At 33.3% G+C, this 19,168-nt stretch carries 1 protein-coding gene; it reads right to left on the minus strand.

Annotated features, from left to right (window positions below):
- Position 1: 1 nt before the first annotated feature.
- Positions 2 to 19,009, minus strand: coding sequence for a non-ribosomal peptide synthase/polyketide synthase (locus tag Q0828_RS23875; RefSeq protein WP_298427782.1), 19,008 nt, complete (start codon positions 19,007 to 19,009; stop codon positions 2 to 4).
- Positions 19,010 to 19,168: the final 159 nt, after the last annotated feature.

Consider the following 19,168-nt stretch of genomic DNA (forward strand, 5'->3'; position numbering starts at 1 on the left):
GTTACAATTCTATTTGTTTGTATGTTTTTGATTCGTCTTCTACATTACTTTGTTTAAGCGCTATATGAGCTGCTAATAGTGAAATATTTGTCATTTCAAACATTGTTCTGATATCCAGTTTTAAGGAAAGATCTTTGTTGATTCTTGATACCATACGTACTGCTAATAATGAATGACCTCCGAGTTCGAAGAAGTTATCACTAACTCCAACTTTTTCTACGCCTAGTAATTCTTGCCAAATGTTTACTAATTGTGTTTCTATTGGCGTTGATGGTGCTATGTATTCAACTGTTTGATATGCAGTATCATCTATTGCTGGTAATGCTTTTTTATCAACCTTTCCATTGGTGGTTAATGGAAAGGCTTCTAATTGCATGTATAACTTAGGAATCATGTATTCGGGTAATTTTTCCGCAAGTACAGATTGTATATCTTTTTTATCTATTTCTCCCGAAGCTATTATATAAGCAATTAGTTGTTTTTCCTCTGTTTGATCATCTGTAGCAAACACTACCGATTCTAAAATTGTTGGAATTGTATTGATTGTATTTTCAATTTCTCCTAGTTCAATACGATATCCTCTTATTTTTACCTGATCGTCAATTCTGCCTAAGTATTGAATAGTTCCGTCCGATAATCGTTTTCCTAAATCACCCGTTTTGTATAAACGTTCTCCTTTTTTGAATGGATTTGGAATGAATTTACCTTTCGTTAATTCCGGAGCATTTAGATATCCTTTTGATAATCCTTTTCCACTTATACAAAGTTCTCCTGTACCTCCAATTGGAACTAAATTAGTATTGGTATCTACAATATAAATTTCTGTGTTGGCAATTGGGTTTCCTATAGATATATCGTTTGCAATTGTTACTTCATGAACCATACAACCTACAGTTGCTTCTGTTGGGCCATATTCATTGAAAATTTTGATGTTCGGGTTTATTCTTTTTAGTATTTCTACATGAGTGGTTTTGAGTTCTTCTCCTCCTACTATTGCTACTTTCAACGTATCACTTTCTATTTCTATTTCATTTAATAGACTTACGTGTGAAGGCGTCATTTTTATACTCGATATTCCATTTTCGATATAATCGTATAATACAGCAATTGTATCTTGTGCTTCATCAAATACAGTAATTAATCCGCCAGTTACAAGCGGTAAGAAGATACTTGTAATTGTTAAATCGAAAGAAGGTGATGTGAATAATCCGAAATTCGCTTGCGCTCTTTTTTCAACATAACAATTACTTCCCCATTGTACATAATTTGCTAATGAATCATGTATTATTGGTGTTCCTTTTGGATTTCCTGTTGATCCGGATGTATAAATAATGTACGCAGTATCTTGTAATGTAACTTGTGTTTTAAGTTCCGTACTAAATTGATTTGCATCAAATTCTACATCTAAAGCCAATAACGTTCCGTTGTAATAATCTAACTCAAACATATAATTGGTATCCGATATTAACAGATTGATTTCGGCATTTTCTAGTATGTATTGCTTACGCGAAACTGGATAGGTAGTATCAATTGGAACATATACACAACCTGCTTTTAAGATTCCTAGAATTGTGAGTATGTAGATTTCACTTCTATCTAAATGGATACCAACATGATTTCCTTTTTCAACTTTATATTCAGATTGTAAACAATTTGCTAACTGACTAGATTGTTCATCTAATTCTTTATATGTTAATTCTGTTCCATTGAATTCAACAGCTATTTTTTCAGGACTTTCTTGTGCTTTTTTTGTAAATAATTCTAATACAGTTTCTTCCGTATAGTCAATTGTAGTTGCATTATACTTTTTAACTAAAGTTTCCTGTTCTTCACTTGATAGTACTGTTGTATGAGTTGTTATAGACGTGTCATTGTATAAATAATTGTGTAAGAAATTATCAAAGTACACAAATACTTCTTCTAAGTTATGACCAGATTTGAATGCTCTGGTTTGACTAAAAGAAATCATCATTTCATCTCCTGTTACATTTACTATGAATTCTAAAAACGTATTTGTACGTTCAAAACCATTTACGGCTAAATCACCAACTTTCATTTGTGATACATGATCTTCATATGCTTTACTTTCTATCAACTTATCAACTACATGGAAGTCTACATAGTTAAATAAAACGTCAAAGAATGGACTTTGATCTGTATTTTCTTGATGTTGTTTTGCGATTTCTAATAATGAATAACGATCTTTCCCTTTGAGCTCGTTCAGAGACGATTCTACGGAAGTGATATACTCTATCCACGTATTTGTATGTACTTGATCCATGTTGTAACGGAAAGGCACTGTATTTAAGAAACAGCCCAAAAGTTTGTCTCCATCTTCTGCTATTGGTCTTCTGTGTGCCACTTTTCCAACAGTAAGGTCTTTTTCATAAGAAAATAAACTTAATACGTATAAGTATCCTGCAAAGAATAAACTTTTTGGTGCGATATGATCCGTTTTACATTTTGCTAAAATTTCTTGATAAAAATCTTGTGCATACATTTTATTAGACTGATCATAAAACTGTTCGTCTGATAAAATGTCTAATCGTTTGTACCCTTTTAATCTGTCTGTCCAATAATTAATACTTTCTTCATTACGAAGCTCTAACATGTCTGAAACCACACTTTCTTTTATGTTAATAGCTAAAGGAGTTGGCTGATAGTTTTCATCTTTTTCTAACGCTAGATAGGTTTGCATGAGTTCCGAACGGAAACTTTTGTCAGACCAACCATCCATGATAGCATGATGGAATTGATAAACAAACATTGAATCGGAAGTTCCCATTTCGAAAACATGTACTCGCCATAGTGGTGATTCTGTAATTACAAATGGATTTTGTTCGCGTTCTTCTATTAAGAAAGTATTGATAGTTTCTTGTTTTACTTCGTCAGTTTTATCACTAATATCAATCACTTTTATAGCAACTTCGACCTCTTTCTTTATGATTTGAACGGGTTTTGCATAGTCATATAAATGGAAAGATGTACGTAATGTTTCATGTTTTTGCACCATTAATTGTAGTGCTTTTTCCATGAGTTGAACATTTATTTTACTAACCTGCGACACCATTTGATCATGATAAATTCCTAGTTCACCATTTAATAGCATCATTTCACTTGTCAATGTCATTCCAACCTGAATATCACTCATAGGATACACATTTTCAATCTTTTCCTTATCTGGATGATCGTTAACAACTGATAACATTGTCGCTTTTAATTCTTCCTCGATAGTTGAATACACTACCGTTTGATCTTCTTTGTTTTCATTCGTAACCAACATTGCAAGGTTTACAATTGTTGGTGCTTGATAGAATTTAACGATTGGAATTTTCGTGTTAAACTGTTTATTCAAAACACTTATCAAGCGAATGACTTTGATAGAATCTCCACCTAATTCAAAGAAATTATCATGAATTCCGATACGTTCTATTTCTAGTTGTGTTTGCCAAATAGTTGCCAATTGTTTTTCTATTTCTGTTGTTGGTGCAACATATGCCGTAGTTTGATAATCAATATCTATTGGCGCTGGCAGTGCTTTTTTATCAATTTTCCCATTGTTTGTTAGTGGAAATGTGTCCAAAGTAATGTATACTTTTGGAACCATGTATTCAGGTAATTTTGTTGCTAGTTTTTCTTGAATTGTTTTGTTATCTACTGTTTTTTCTGTGATGATGTAAGCTACTAATTGCTTATTTGATTTGTCATCGCTGGCTACAACAACCGATTTTTTGATAGATTCTAATTGATCTAATGTGGCTGCAATTTCACCAAGTTCTATTCGATATCCTCGTATTTTTACTTGATCGTCTTTTCTTCCTAGGTATTCTAATTCGCCATCTGTGTTGATTTTTGCCAAATCACCACTTCGATAATATCGTTTTGCTTCTTCTCCTATTTTGAGTGTAACAAATCGTTCTTTGGTTAGTTCTTCTCGGTTTAGATAACCTCTTGCCAATCCTGCTCCACTAACGTATAATTCTCCTTGTACACCTGTTGGAACTAGTTTTTGTGAATCGTCAAGAATCACACATCCTAACGTTGGTATTGGAACTCCAATGTTACTTTGATTTGATGCTATTTCTTTTTCCGTGATTTCTTTGTAGGTTACGTGAACCGTCGTTTCCGTGATTCCATACATATTGATCATTTTACAATCCGTATATGTTTCTTTCCAGTTTTTTACAATTTGGGGATGCAATGCTTCTCCTCCAAAGATGACATATCTGACTTGTAAGTCTAGCTTGTTTTGTAAGACGCGCTCTTGTAATACACTAAATGATGATGGTGTTTGATTTAATATTGTAACTCCTTCATTTGATAGTAAGCTTCCAAATAAATCTGGATCTTTTGTGTATGATTTTGGTACAATTACTAGTTTTCCTCCAAAGAGTAAGGCGCCGTACATTTCCCATACTGAGAAGTCAAAGTTGTACGAATGAAACATACTCCACACATCTTTTTCATCAAAATCAAATAATGAGTCTTCATTGTAGAATAAACGCACTACATTTTCATGTGTGATGAGCACTCCTTTTGGTGTTCCTGTGGTTCCTGATGTATAGATTACATAGAGTAATTGATCACTTTTTATTGTATTTTTTGTTTTGCCTGTTGAATAACTTTCTAGCGTTTCTGATATAGTATCTAGTTCTAATACTTCAATGTTTTCTGAGAAGAATTCCGCGAAAGCGTTTGCTGTGACAACTATTTCTGCCTTGAGATCATTCAAGATGAAATCTACACGTTCTTGCGGATAAATTGGATCTATTGGAACATATACTCCGCCAGCTTTTACGATTGCCAACATTCCAACAATCATGTGTAATGAACGTTCTACACAAATTGGTACAAACGTTTCTTCTTTTACGCCTTTTTCTCGTAAGTAATGTGCTAATTGATTCGATTGTGCATCAAGTTGCTTGTACGTTAGTTTTTGATCTTCATACACCGCCGCAACTGCATTTGGTGTTTTTACTACTTGTGACTCAAATAGACTTATTATGGTTTCTTTCTGAGGATATTCTACGGAAGTGGTATTGAATACATCCAACAATTCTGTATGCTCATCAATGGTTAGGTACTGTAAATCTGCTACTTTTTCTGCTGTTAAGAAACTTTCTAAGAGTTGCTCTATGTGCAATTCAATCATCTCAATTGTATCCTCTGCAATTAACGCATCATTGTATCCAAATCGGATTGTTAACCCTTCTTTTGCAGGTAAAATAACCAGTGATAGTGAATAGTTTGTACTTTCCGTTCCTTTTACATTTTCTAACCCAAAACTTGAACCTTCGTTAATGTTGGTTTCTGAAGAGATTTCTTCTACAGGATAGTTTTCAAAAACGACTAAACTATCAAATAAAGAACCTTTTACATTGCTTTGCCCTTCTACTGTACTCAAAGGCAAGTATGCATATTCTTCTCTTGCTTCTGTATGTTCCTTTTGTAGCGTTTGCAACCAGGTTGAAATTTCCTGAGTTTCGTCAATTGTGCTACATACGGGAATTGTATTGATGTATAGTCCGATTTTATCGTCAATTCCTACTACATCAGAATCTCTTCCAGATATAGTTGCTCCAAATACGACTTCATTTTGTTGTGTATATTTTGAGAGCAAGTATGCCCAAGTAGCTTGTAATAGAGTGTTTACCGTAATTCGTTGCTTTTCTGCGTATGCGTAAATTTTGGTATTCATATCTACCGTTAATACAAATTCGCGCTCTTGGTTTCCAAATATTTTATTTCGCTTGGAAGCATCTTTTATGAATGGTAAATAACTTGGTTCCGAAATGTTTGCTAGATAGGATTTCCAGTAAGATTTCCCATGTCCTTCATTTTTAGATATGATATGTCGAATGTGACTTCCATAATTGTCTTTTGGTAATACAGGAAGTGAATCATTTTTTTCAATGGTTGTATAACATTTCATGAAGTTTTCCATTAACCTTGATAGTGACCATCCATCCCATAACATATGATGATTGGTGAAAACCATTTTAGTACGTCCGTTTCTTGTATGAATCAATGTGATACGGAATAATGGCGCTTCATGAAAGACAAACCCTGAATTTTTATCTTCTTGAATAAATGTTTGTAATGCTTTTGCCGCTTCTTTTGCTGATAAATCAGTGTAATCTATTATTGTTAGCGGAACTTTTACATTTTCATAAACACATTGTACAGGAATTGAAATGTTTTGCGTGTGAATTCCTGTGCGCAAGATTGTATGTTTTTCTAGTAGATAAGCCCATGCTTTTTCAAAAGATTCTTTTGAGAATTCTCCAACAATATCACATTGAAATTGAACTATATAGGCCGCTGTATTATTGTTATATAAACTATGGAATAATAATCCTTCTTGTAGCGGACTTAGTGGATATATATCTTCAATGGTGTTTTGATGTATTTCTAAATTTTGAAATTCTAGTAATTCAGCATTTGAAATTTCTGATGGCAATCCGAAATCATTTGCCGTTTTTACTTTTTTAGGAATTGCTGTACAATGTTTTATGATTTCGTCAATAGCATTTGTGTAACGTGTTGCGAATTCTTTAATTGTTGCTTCATGATAACGTTTTGCATCATAATTCCAATCTAATTGTAATGCACCTTCAACTACCATACTGTTGATTGATAGTTTGTGTGGATTTGTATTGTTGCTTCCTGTCGTTTCTCCGGCAATTTCTTCAGCAAAACCTATGATGCCTTCTTCTTTAGCAGAAACACTATTATCAAAACTTCCTAAGTAGTTAAAAATAATATCTTCATAGGAAACGGATAAATCATTTCGGATATCTTCATCAGTAGCTAAATAACGTAATGCTCCGTATCCAATTCCTTTTGTTGGAATACGACGTAACATATCTTTTGTATCTGTTAAAAGTGTTCCAAGATTTGTATTGTTGTTTGTTTGTAAACATACAGGATACATACTTGTAAACCATCCTACTGTTCGGTTGATATCAACTCCATCAAACAATTCTTCACGTCCATGACCTTCTAGTGCAATAACAAGCTTGTTTCCTGTTATATATTCTTGCATCGCTATAGCTAAAGCTGTAAGTAATACATCATTGATTTCCGTTCCGTATGCACTATGTCCCTCTTGTAATAATGTTTGTGTTTTTTCAGTATTAATAGAAACACTATAACTTGCCGTTTCTTTGTTTGTAACTTCTTCCGTGTGTGAGATATCAACTGGGAACGGTTTGTAATTTGCTAATACTTTTTTCCAGTATTTTTGTTCGTCTGTTATTGTAATTTTTTCAGCATACTTTTGTAATTCTGTTGTCCATTGACGATATGAAGTTCCTTTTGCTGGCAATGAAGTTGTTTCATTTTTAATAAGATCTGTAAAGTCTTCTAATAGAATTCTCCATGAAACACCATCTACAGCTAAGTGATGAATTCCTATGAATATTCTATTTTTTTCTTCCGTTTCAGGTGTTTGAATCCATACAAAACGTGCAATGTCACCTTTATGAATATCTAAATCAGTTTGGTATTTGTTACATAACGTTGATATTTCGGCTACAGCCATCACTTTTTCAACTTTTAAAACAACTTCATGTGTACCATATTTTTGAGTTGGATATGTATTATTTTCATCTTTTTGATAGCTCAATCGTAATGCATCATGATGCTTGTACAATTTTTCAACTGCATTTTCTAATGTTCTTTTTGAAATCGTTTTTGGAATTGTTACTAATACAGATTGATTGTAATGATTGAATTCTATATAGTTATGTTCAAAGAATTGTTTTTGAATTGGATGCAAAGCAACTTCTTCTTCTAAAACACCACTTTCTTTTATGATAGTGTTTGCCTCTTTGAGTCGTTTTGCTATTTCTGAAATGGTTTGATGTTCAAAAATATCTTTTACACTGTAAAACAAACCAGATGATTTACTACGACTCACCAACTGAATTGCTTTGATAGAATCGCCACCTAATTCGAAGAAGTTATCTTCTATTCCTATTTGATCAATTCCTAATAAATCTTGCCAGATTTCTGTTAACTGTATCTCTTCTGGTGTTGTTGGCGCTATGTAAGCTGATGTTTGATAGGCATCTATACTTGGAGTTGGTAATGCTTTCCGATCTACTTTTCCATTTGTTGTTAGTGGAAATTCCGTAAGGTTTACATACGCTTTAGGAATCATGTATTCGGGTAGTTTTGCTTCTAAAGCAGTTTGAAGGTATTTGCTATCTAGTAATACATCTGAAACGGTATAGGCTACTAATTGTTTTCCTCCTTGTTCATCATCGCGTGCTAATACAACCGATTGTTTTACTTCTTCAATTTTTTCTAATGCCGCTTCTATCTCGCCAAGTTCTATACGATATCCACGTATTTTTACTTGATCATCTTTTCTTCCAATGAATTCAATGCTTCCATTTGGCAACCATTTTACTAAATCACCTGTTTTGTATAAGCGTTCTCCTTTTACAAATGGATTCGAAATAAATTTCTCTGCTGTTAATACTGGCTGATTTAGATATCCTTTGGATAATCCTGCGCCGCCTGTGCATAATTCTCCTGCAACACCTATTGGAACAATTTCTAGATTGTCATTAAGAATATAGATAGAAGTTCCTGTGATTGGATATCCAATTGGAATACTTTTGTGTGCATCAAAGTCTTTTGGTATTCGATAACAGGCTGTAAACGTTGTATTTTCCGTTGGTCCATATCCATTTATGATTGTTATTTGTGGTAATTTATCATACAATAATGAAATGCTTGAAGGTGTTAATACATCTCCTCCACATAGCATATATGTTAATGGTAATTGAGATATATCACTTTCAACCCATTGATCTAATAAACCAGACGTAAACCAAGTTGTGTTTACTTTATTTTTTTGAATGGTATCGTTTATTAATTCAGGATCAACTTCATGATGCGGATATACTACTAATTGTCCACCATTTAATAAAGAACACCATATTTCAAAAGTTGCTGCATCAAACGAAATAGACGCCAATTGTAGTATGCGTGTTTCTTCATTTAGAGGTAATTCCGTCATGTTTGCCAATCGGACAATGGCTTCATGTGTAATGATGCTTCCTTTGGCAATCCCTGTAGTACCTGATGTATAGATTGTATAAGCTACATCTGACTGTTTTCTGTCTAATTGTAAGTTTTCCGCATGTGGCATATCGGTTACCATTGTATCATATTCAATATCTACTGAACATAAACTTACATTGAGTTCCATGGCTTCAAATAAGTCTTCCGAAGCAATTAGCAAAGCTTTAATCTTGGTATCTTCTACCATAAACGATTTTCGCGACATTGGATAGTTACTGTCAATCGGTACGTAGGCTGCGCCCGATTTTAAAATTCCAAGTATGGAAACTAACATCCAATCAGAGCGTTTCATCATGATTCCTATATAGTCAACACTTGTTATTTTGTAACTTTCTTTTAAGTAATACGCTACTTGATTTGCTTTTTCATTCAACTCTTTATAGGTCAATTGTACATCTTCATATACAACTGCAATAGCATTTGGTGTTTTCTCAGCTTGTGTTTCAAACAGGCTTACTACATTTTCTTCTGTTGGATAGCTTGCTTTTATACTGTTGAAATCTGTTAGAATTTGTTTCTTTTCGGCTGCTTGTAAGTAATTTAAATCTTTAATATTTTCTACATCGCTTAAGAAACTTTCTAAGAGTGAGTCCAAGTGACCTTTGATCATTTCTATAGTTTCATCAGCAATTACTCCATCATTGTAACCAAATCTAATTGTAACTCCTTCTATTGCTGGAAAAATGCTTAGTGAGAGCGAATAGTTATTTCGCTCTACACCTTTTGCATTCTCAATCATGAATTTAGCACTCGATTCAGATGATATTTCTTCTGCAGGATAGTTTTCAAAAACAACGATACTATCAAATAATGATCCACTTACTTCACTTTGTGATTCTACCGTGTTTAGCGACATAAAACCGTATGCTTCTCTACCTACAGTATGTTCTTTTTGCAATTCTTGTAACCAATCCGAAACTTTTACTTCTCCTTTTATAGTACTACTTACAGGAATTGTATTGATATATAAACCTACTTTTTCTTCTACATTTTCAATTCCAGCATCTCTTCCAGAAATTGTGGCTCCAAATACAACTGTTTCTTGATTTGCATATTTTGACAATAAGTACGACCAAGCTCCTTGAACCAAGGTGTTCATGGTTATATGATGCTTTTCTATAAATGCTTGAATGTCGCCTTTGAATGTGAAATCTTTTTCCGTATTTCCAAAGATTTTATTTCGTTTGGAAGCATCTTTGATGAATGGTAAGTAACTTGGCGAGTTTACTTCTGATAAATATTCTTTCCAATAGTTTTCACCTTTTATTTCATTCATTCCTGAGATATGACGAATGTGTGCACCATAGTTATCAAATGACAATTCAGGAAGCGTTCCGTTCGTTTCTAATTGTGAATAACACGACATGAAACTACTCATTAATCTCGATAATGACCATCCATCCCACAACATGTGATGATTGGTAAATACCATTTTCGTACGATTGTTTCCTATGTTTAGTAATGATATTCTAAATAGTGGCGCATTTTCTAAATCAAATCCTGCAGTTCTATCATTTTCTATATATGTTTCTACTGCTTCATTTAAAGCTTCACCTGTTAAATTACTATAATCAACGGTAGTAATTGGTGGTTCAACTTCCGAATAAACACATTGTACAGGAATCGCCAATTCTTCCGTAAACATTGCTGTTCTTAGAATTGTATGCTTTTCCATTAAGTATTTCCATGTTTTTTGAAATGAGTTTTCTGAGAAACCTTCTATAATATCACATTGAAATTGGATGATATAACTAGAAGTATCTTCGTCATATAAACTATGGAATAGAAACCCTTCCTGTAAAGGACTCAACAAATAAATGTCTTCAATTTCACTTTGATGTTTAGCTAATGCTGTAAAGTTTGCTAACTGTTCGTTACTAATTGATGCTGGTAATTTATAATCACTTACTGTTTTTATAGGTGTTTCTGTCGCTTTACAATGTTCAATTATTGAGTGTAAAGCTGTAATATAATTGTCTGCAAGTTGTTGTATCGTTTCTTTATTGTAACGTTTTGCATCGTAATCCCAATCTAGTTGTAAGCAACCTTCTACAATCATACTATTGATTGAGAACTTATAAGGATATTTATTTTTTGCGCCCATGGTTTCACCTGCTGATTCACTTGCAAAACCAACCAAACTGTCTTTTTCCGAAGAAACACTATTGTCAAAACTTCCTAAGTAATTGAAGATGATTTCTTCATATGCAACAGACAATTCTGTTTTAATCTGTTCTTTTTCAGAAAGATATCGCAATACACTATATCCAATTCCTTTGTTTGGAATTTCACGTAACATGTCTTTTGTATCTGCTAGTAACGTTCCAATATTGGAAGTGTTTTTCATATCTAAGCAAACTGGATACAAACTTGTAAACCAACCTATTGTACGATTGATATCGATATTATCGAATAGTTCTTCACGTCCGTGACCTTCCAATCCTATAACTACTTTTGGAGCATTTACCCACGATTGTAATGACATCGCTAATGCAGTTAATAAGATATCATTGATTTCAGTTCCATACGTTTTGTGCACTTCATGTACCAATGATTGTGTTGCCGATTTGTCTAAAGAAACACTATAATTTTTAGTTTCTTGAAACGTAATTGATGCTTCATGCGAAGTATCTGTTGGCAAATTTCCATGATTGGATAATACTTCTTTCCAATATGTTGCTTCATTTTCTAAAGTTGCCGAAGTTGCATAATTTTCTAAAGCATTTGTCCATTGACGGTATGATGTTCCTTTTTCTGGTAATGAATTTGTAATTCCTTTTTGTTGATTTTCAACAATATTTGTAAAATCTTCTAATAGGATTCTCCATGAAATTCCATCAATTGCTAAATGGTGAATTCCTATAAACAAACGATTTTCTGCTTCTTCATTTGGTGTTTGAATCCATACAAAACGTGCAATATCACCTTTTTCAATCACTAAGGTTTTTTGCGCTTTTGCACATATTTCTGAAATATCTTCTACTGAATTTACCGTTTCTACTTGCAAACTAGCTTTTTGTGTACCGTAAGTTTGGATTATGTTTTCTTCAAGTTGAAAGTGTAAACGTAACGCGTCGTGTTGTTTATACAATAAGCTTATCGCTTCCGCTAGATTTTTCTCAGTGATTGATTTAGAAAGCGTTAATAATACAGATTGATTGTAATGATTGTATGATTCGTTTTCTTTTTCGAAGAATTGTTTTTGAATTGGATGTAATACGACTTCGCCTTTTAAAACACCTGTTTCTTGAATGAGTGTACTTGCATCTTTTACATGTAATGCAATTTGTGCTATATTTTGATGTGTAAAAATATCGCGAACTTGATAATGAATGTCTACCATTTTGCTACGACTTACCAATTGAATCGCTTTGATAGAATCACCTCCAAGTTGGAAGAAGTTGTCTTTTATGCCTATGTTTTCTATTCCTAATAGTTCTTCCCAAATAGCAACTAATTGCTTTTCAGTTTCCGTTGTTGGTGCTTTGTATGTTGTTGTTTTTAATGCGGTTGTATCTAATTCAGGAAGTTCCTTTTTGTTGATTTTACCGTTTGCATTTAGTGGAAATTCTTCTAATTGTATAAAACGGTTCGGAATCATGTAATTTGGTAATTCACTAGCTAATGATTCTTGGATTTCTGTAAAATCAATTTCTTCTTCTGCGATAAAATACGCTACTAATTGCTTACTTCCTGTATTGTCTTCTTTTGCTACAACAACCGATTGTTTGATGTTTTCCAACTTATCTAAAGCTGTTTCTATTTCACCCAACTCAATTCTGTATCCTCGTATTTTTACTTGATCGTCTTTTCGTCCAATGTATGCAATGTTTCCATCCGGAAGCCATTTTGCTAAATCGCCTGTTTTGTAAAGCTTCTCTCCTTCTCTAAACGGATGATTTACAAATTTCTCTTCTGTTAATTCTTCTCTGTTTAAATAACCTTTCGATAAGCCTTTTCCGCTGATACACAATTCGCCAATAACGCCACTTGGTACTAATGATAATTGTTCGTCTAAAATGTATAATTGTGTGTTGAGCGTTGGTTTCCCAATTGGAATACTTGTTTGATCGTCTGTTAAGTTTTCTGTACTGTAATATGAACTGTAAATCGTAGCTTCTGTTGGTCCGTATATGTTTTCCAACTTTGCTTCAAAACCTAATGCATCATAGTTTCTTACTAATTGAATTGGCAATGCTTCGCCTGCTAAGAAAAAGTATTCCAAGCTTGAAAGCGTTTCTTTGTCTGTAAATTGTAATTCTTCAAGTAAAACTGAAAATAACGAAGGTACTAAGTTTAGGTGTGTAATTTTATACTTCTCAATACGCTCGATAAGTCCTTTTGCTTCTTTTTCAGCATCTTTTGGAAGTATTACCACACTTCCACCATCTTTGATCCAACCGAAGATTTCATGAACCGAAACATCAAAAGCATAATTCGTTTTGAATCCGATTCTGGCTGCAGCCGAAAAATCATATAATTCAGAAAAACCATGTATGAAATTGAACAACGATTTGTGTTCAATTATTACGCCTTTTGGAATTCCTGTCGTTCCAGAGGTATAAATAATGTATGCTAATTGATCTTCGTTTACTTCTGATTCAAACGTATTTCCCTCATTTTCAAAGTTTAACACATCTAAAGAAATAACCGTTTGATTTGCTTCTACAAATCTATTTTCTAATGAACTTTCTGTCAATATGATTTCTGTAGAAATATCTTCTAGAATGAAATCTATTCGAGCTTGTGGATTTGTTGGATCAATTGGAACATAAGCAAAACCTGCTTTTAATATTCCAAAGATTCCAATTATCATTTCCACTGAACGTTCGATACATAATGGAATTAAACTGTTTGCCTGTAAATTTTGTTTTGCTAAGTAATTTGCTATTTGATTCGATTTTGCATCTAATTCTTGATACGAAAGTGTTATCTCTTCAAATGTAATCGCAACAGCATTCGGATTCTTCGCAACTTGATCTGCAAATACATCTAAAACCGTTTTTCCTTCGCCATAGTTAACTTTCGTATTATTGAAGGTTTCTAAAAGTTGTGTTTGTTCATCTTCGAATAAGATTGCTGTACTATTGACTTTTGCCTCTGAATTTTCAAGATAGTTATTCAAGAAATTATCAAAATAATCAACAACATCTTCTAAACGATGACCTGATTTTATTTTCTTGGTTTGACTCGCCGAAATCGTTAGTTCATTTCCTGTTAAACTTACAGTTATATCTAAAAATGTGTTGGTACGTTCAAAATCACCAACAGCCAATTCTGTCGTTTCTTTTTGATTCGTATGCGTTTCAAACTCTTTATTTTCCATCAAATTATCAATCACATGGAAATCAACATAGTTAAACATTACATCAAAAAACGGGTTGTTTTGTGAGCTTTCGTTATGCAGTTTTGAAATTTCTAATAATGAGAAACGATCTTTTCCTTTGAGTTCTTGCAATGCAGCTTCAATTTCTTTGATATATGCAAGCCAAGAATCATTTCCGATAGTTTCCGTATTGAAACGGAACGGAACAGTATTTAAGAAGCAACCCAATAGTTTATCACCATCTTCAGCAATAGGTCTTCTGTGCGAAACCATTCCGACTGTCATATCTTTTTCCAAAGAGAATAAACTCAACGTATACAAATATCCTGCAACAAATAAACTTTTTGGCGTAATGTGATCTTCTTTACATTTAGCTATGATTTTTTCATAAAATTCTTGTCTGTAAATGATTCCTGTTTCATGATACTGACGTTCATTACTGAGAATATCTAATCGTTTGTAACCTTGAAGTTTTTCCTTCCAATAGGTATTATTTTCTTCATTTTTAAGTTCTAATAGGTCTGAAATCACACTTTCTTTAAGTCCGATTGCAAGTTTCTTTGGTTTGAAGTTTTCATTTTTCTGTAACTCCAAATAGGTTTGCATCAGCTCTGAACGGAAACTTTTGTCCGACCAACCATCAATGATTGCATGGTGGAATTGGAACATAAAAATGGAATCAGAATCGTTTATTTGAAAGATATGAATACGCCAAAGTGGAGCTTTTGTGACATCAAAAGGATTTTCTGAACGTTCTTTTACTAAGAAATCATTGATGTATTGTTCACGTTCTTCACTTGTTTTTTCGCTAATATCTTCAATTAAAATTGAATTCTTTTTTGCTTTGTGTACAATTTGAATTGGTTGACTAAATTCATATAAATGAAAAGATGTACGCAAGATTTCATGCTTTTTTACGAGTAAATTCAGTGCTTTTTCCATAAGTGGAATTTCTAATGAACCTACTTGCGAAACCATTTGATCATGGTAAATTCCAATTTCCCCATCACCACGCATCATTTCACTTGTCAACACCATTCCAACCTGAATATCACTCATAGGATACACATTTTCAATGCGTTCTTTTTCAGGATGACTGTTTAGAACGGATAGCGCAATATCTTCCAGTTCTTTTTCAATGATTAATCGAGCTTTAGTGCTTTCATCAACCGTTTCTTTTTCTCCATCAATTAAGTTAACAAGGTGTGTAATTGTTGGATTTTGATAGAATTTTGCTAATGCTATTTTTGTATCAAATTGTTTGTTTAATACACTAACTAAACGAATAATTTTGATGGAATCACCTCCTAATTCAAAGAAATCGTCATAGATTCCAACTTGTGGAAGTTCTAATTGTTCTTCCCAAATTGCTACTAATTGTTTTTCTATTTCCGTTGTTGGCGCAACATAGTTTGCCGTTTTGTAATCGTCAGAAGCTGGAGAAGGTAAGTTTTTCTTGTCTATTTTTCCATTTGATGTTAATGGAAATTCAGTTAATGAAACATAGAGTTTAGGAACCATATATTCAGGAATTTTTGTAGTAAGTTCTTCCTGAATTGCCTTTTGATCAAATTCTTTTTCTGTGATAATATATGCAACTAATTGCTTATCTCCTGTAGTGGCTTCTTTTGCTAATACAACCGACTGTTTGATTGTCTTAATTTGTTCTAAAGCAGCTTCTATTTCGCCAAGTTCTATTCGATATCCTCGTATTTTTACTTGATCGTCTTTTCTTCCTAGGTATTCTAATTCGCCATCTGTGTTGATTTTTGCCAAATCACCACTTCGATAATATCGTTTTGCTTCTTCTCCTATTTTGAGTGTGACAAATCGTTCTTTGGTTAGTTCTTCTCGGTTTAGATAACCTCTTGCCAATCCTGCTCCACTAACATATAATTCTCCTTGTACACCTGTTGGAACTAGTTTTTGTGAATCGTCAAGAATCACACATCCTAACGTTGGTATTGGAACTCCAATGTTACTTTGATTTGATGCTATTTCTTTTTCCGTGATTTCTTTGTATGTTACGTGAACCGTCGTTTCCGTGATTCCATACATATTGATCATTTTACAATCCGTATATGTTTCTTTCCAGTTTTTTACAATTTGTGGATGCAGTGCTTCTCCTCCAAAGATGACATATCTGACTTGTAAGTCTAGCTTGTTTTGTAAGACGCGTTCTTGTAATACACTAAATGATGATGGTGTTTGATTTAATATTGTAACTCCTTCATTTGATAGTAAGCTTCCAAATAAATCTGGATCTTTTGTGTATGATTTTGGTACAATTACTAGTTTTCCTCCAAAGAGTAAGGCGCCGTACATTTCCCATACTGAGAAGTCAAAGTTGTACGAATGAAACATACTCCACACATCTTTTTCATCAAAATCAAATAATGAGTCTTCATTGTAGAATAAACGCACCACATTTTCATGTGTGATGAGCACTCCTTTTGGCGTTCCTGTGGTTCCTGATGTATAGATTACATAGAGTAATTGATCACTTTTTATTGTATTTTTTGTTTTGCCTGTTGAATAACTTTCTAGCGTTTCTGATATAGTATCTAGTTCTAATACTTCAATGTTTTCTGAGAAGAATTCCGCGAAAGCGTTTGCTGTGACAACTATTTCTGCCTTGAGATCATTCAAGATAAAATCTACACGTTCTTGCGGATAAATTGGATCTATTGGAACATATACGCCACCAGCTTTTACAATTCCTAACATTCCAACAATCATGTGTAATGAACGTTCTACACAAATTGGTACAAACGTTTCTTCTTTTACGCCTTTTTCTCGTAAGTAATGTGCTAATTGATTCGATTGTGCATCAAGTTGCTTGTATGTTAGTTTTTGATCTTCATACACCGCCGCAACTGCATTTGGTGTTTTTACTACTTGTGACTCAAATAGACTTATTATGGTTTCTTTCTGAGGATATTCTACGGAAGTGGTATTGAATACATCCAACAATTCTGTTTGCTCATCAATGGTTAGGTACTGTAAATCTGCTACTTTTTCTGCTGTTAAGAAACTTTTTAATAGCGTTTGCATATGGGTTTTGATTTTTGCAATCATTTCAGTGTCAACAATTGTATTGTTGTACATAAAATTTATTGCTAAACCATTCCCTGATTGTGCTGCGCTTATTGCCAGTGTATAGTTTGTACTTTCCGTTTCTTCGACATTTTCAATTTCAAAACTCGATTTTGATTCTGATAAAATTTCTTCTACTGGATAGTTTTCAAATACCAAAATACTGTCAAATAATGAACCATTTACCGTACTTTGCGATTCTACACTGCTTAATGGAAGGTAGCTATGTTCTTCACGCGCTATTGTATGTTCGTTTTGAATTTCTTGTAACCAATCTGCAATTTTTGTATCCTGATTAACCTGGCTGCACACAGGAATTGTGTTGATATAGAGTCCAACTTTGTCTTCTATTCCTTTTACATTGGAATCTCTTCCTGAAACTGTTGCTCCAAAAACAATCGTTTCTTGTGCTGTATATTTTGATAGTAAAAACGACCAAACTCCTTGTAATAAAGTGTTTACAGTTATTCTATTTTGCTCTGCATATTTGTTTATTTCAACACTAAATCCTTTTGGTAGTATTAATAAATCGTCTGTATTTCCAAATACTTTGTTTCGCTTTGCTACATCATTTATGAAAGGGAAATAGGTTGGAGACGTAACTTCCGATAGATATTTTTTCCAATACGATAGGCCGATACTGTCATTGTTTCCTGAAATTCTACGAATGTGTGCACCATAATCATCCAATGTAACTTTTGGCAATGTACCTTCAGTTTCAAGTTGTGTATAACACGCCATAAAACTTCCCATAAGACTCGAAAACGACCATCCATCCCACAAAATATGATGGTTTGTAAATACCATTCGTGTACGATTGTTCCCTAAATTGAGTAAGGTGACACGGAATAATGGTGCTTGTTCGAGTGAGAATCCAGAAGTTCTATCGTTTTCTAAAAACACATCTACTTTTGTATTTCTTTCTTCTTCTGATAGTTCACTATAATCAATTTCTGTGACAGGCATTTGTACACGATCATAAACACATTGCACAGGAAGATCTAGTGCTTCCGTAAAGATTGCCGTCCGTAAGATGGTATGTTTTTCTAATAGATATGCCCAAGCTTTGTCAAATGATGTTTTTGAGAAAGTTCCGACCAAATCACACTGAAACTGAACTATATATGCAGATGTATTCTCTTCATAGAGACTGTGAAATAATAAACCTTCTTGTAGTGGCGTAAGCGGATAGATATCAGATATATTACTCTGATGCGCTGATAACTTCAAGAAATCTGCCAATTCCTTATTGGTAACGCTTATTGGCAAACCGTAATCACTCGCAGTTTTTATTTTGTTTCGTGATTGACTTTTTTGCCTGCTTAAGACAGAAATCAGTTGCTCTTTATTGGATTTTATGGTTGCTAAGATATCTTCTGATAGTTCACTTCCTTTTTTTCGTTTGATCCCTAATTGATCTTCTTTTACAAATAATGTGATTCCATTACTTTTTAGAAATTCAATGATTTCGTGAATATTTTTGGTCTCCATGTGGTGTGGTTTTTAATGAATTAATTCGGTTAGATTAAAGAGATTTCAAAGTCTTGATCTTCTTCTTCATGATCGAAAAATTCATTACAATGTGATATAATATGTTGTAGTGCAGCAATGTAGTTGTCTGCAATTGTTTGTATCGTTTCTTTGTGATAA

This window comes from uncultured Kordia sp., assembly GCF_947496985.1.
Classification (GTDB): Bacteria; Bacteroidota; Bacteroidia; order Flavobacteriales; family Flavobacteriaceae; genus Kordia.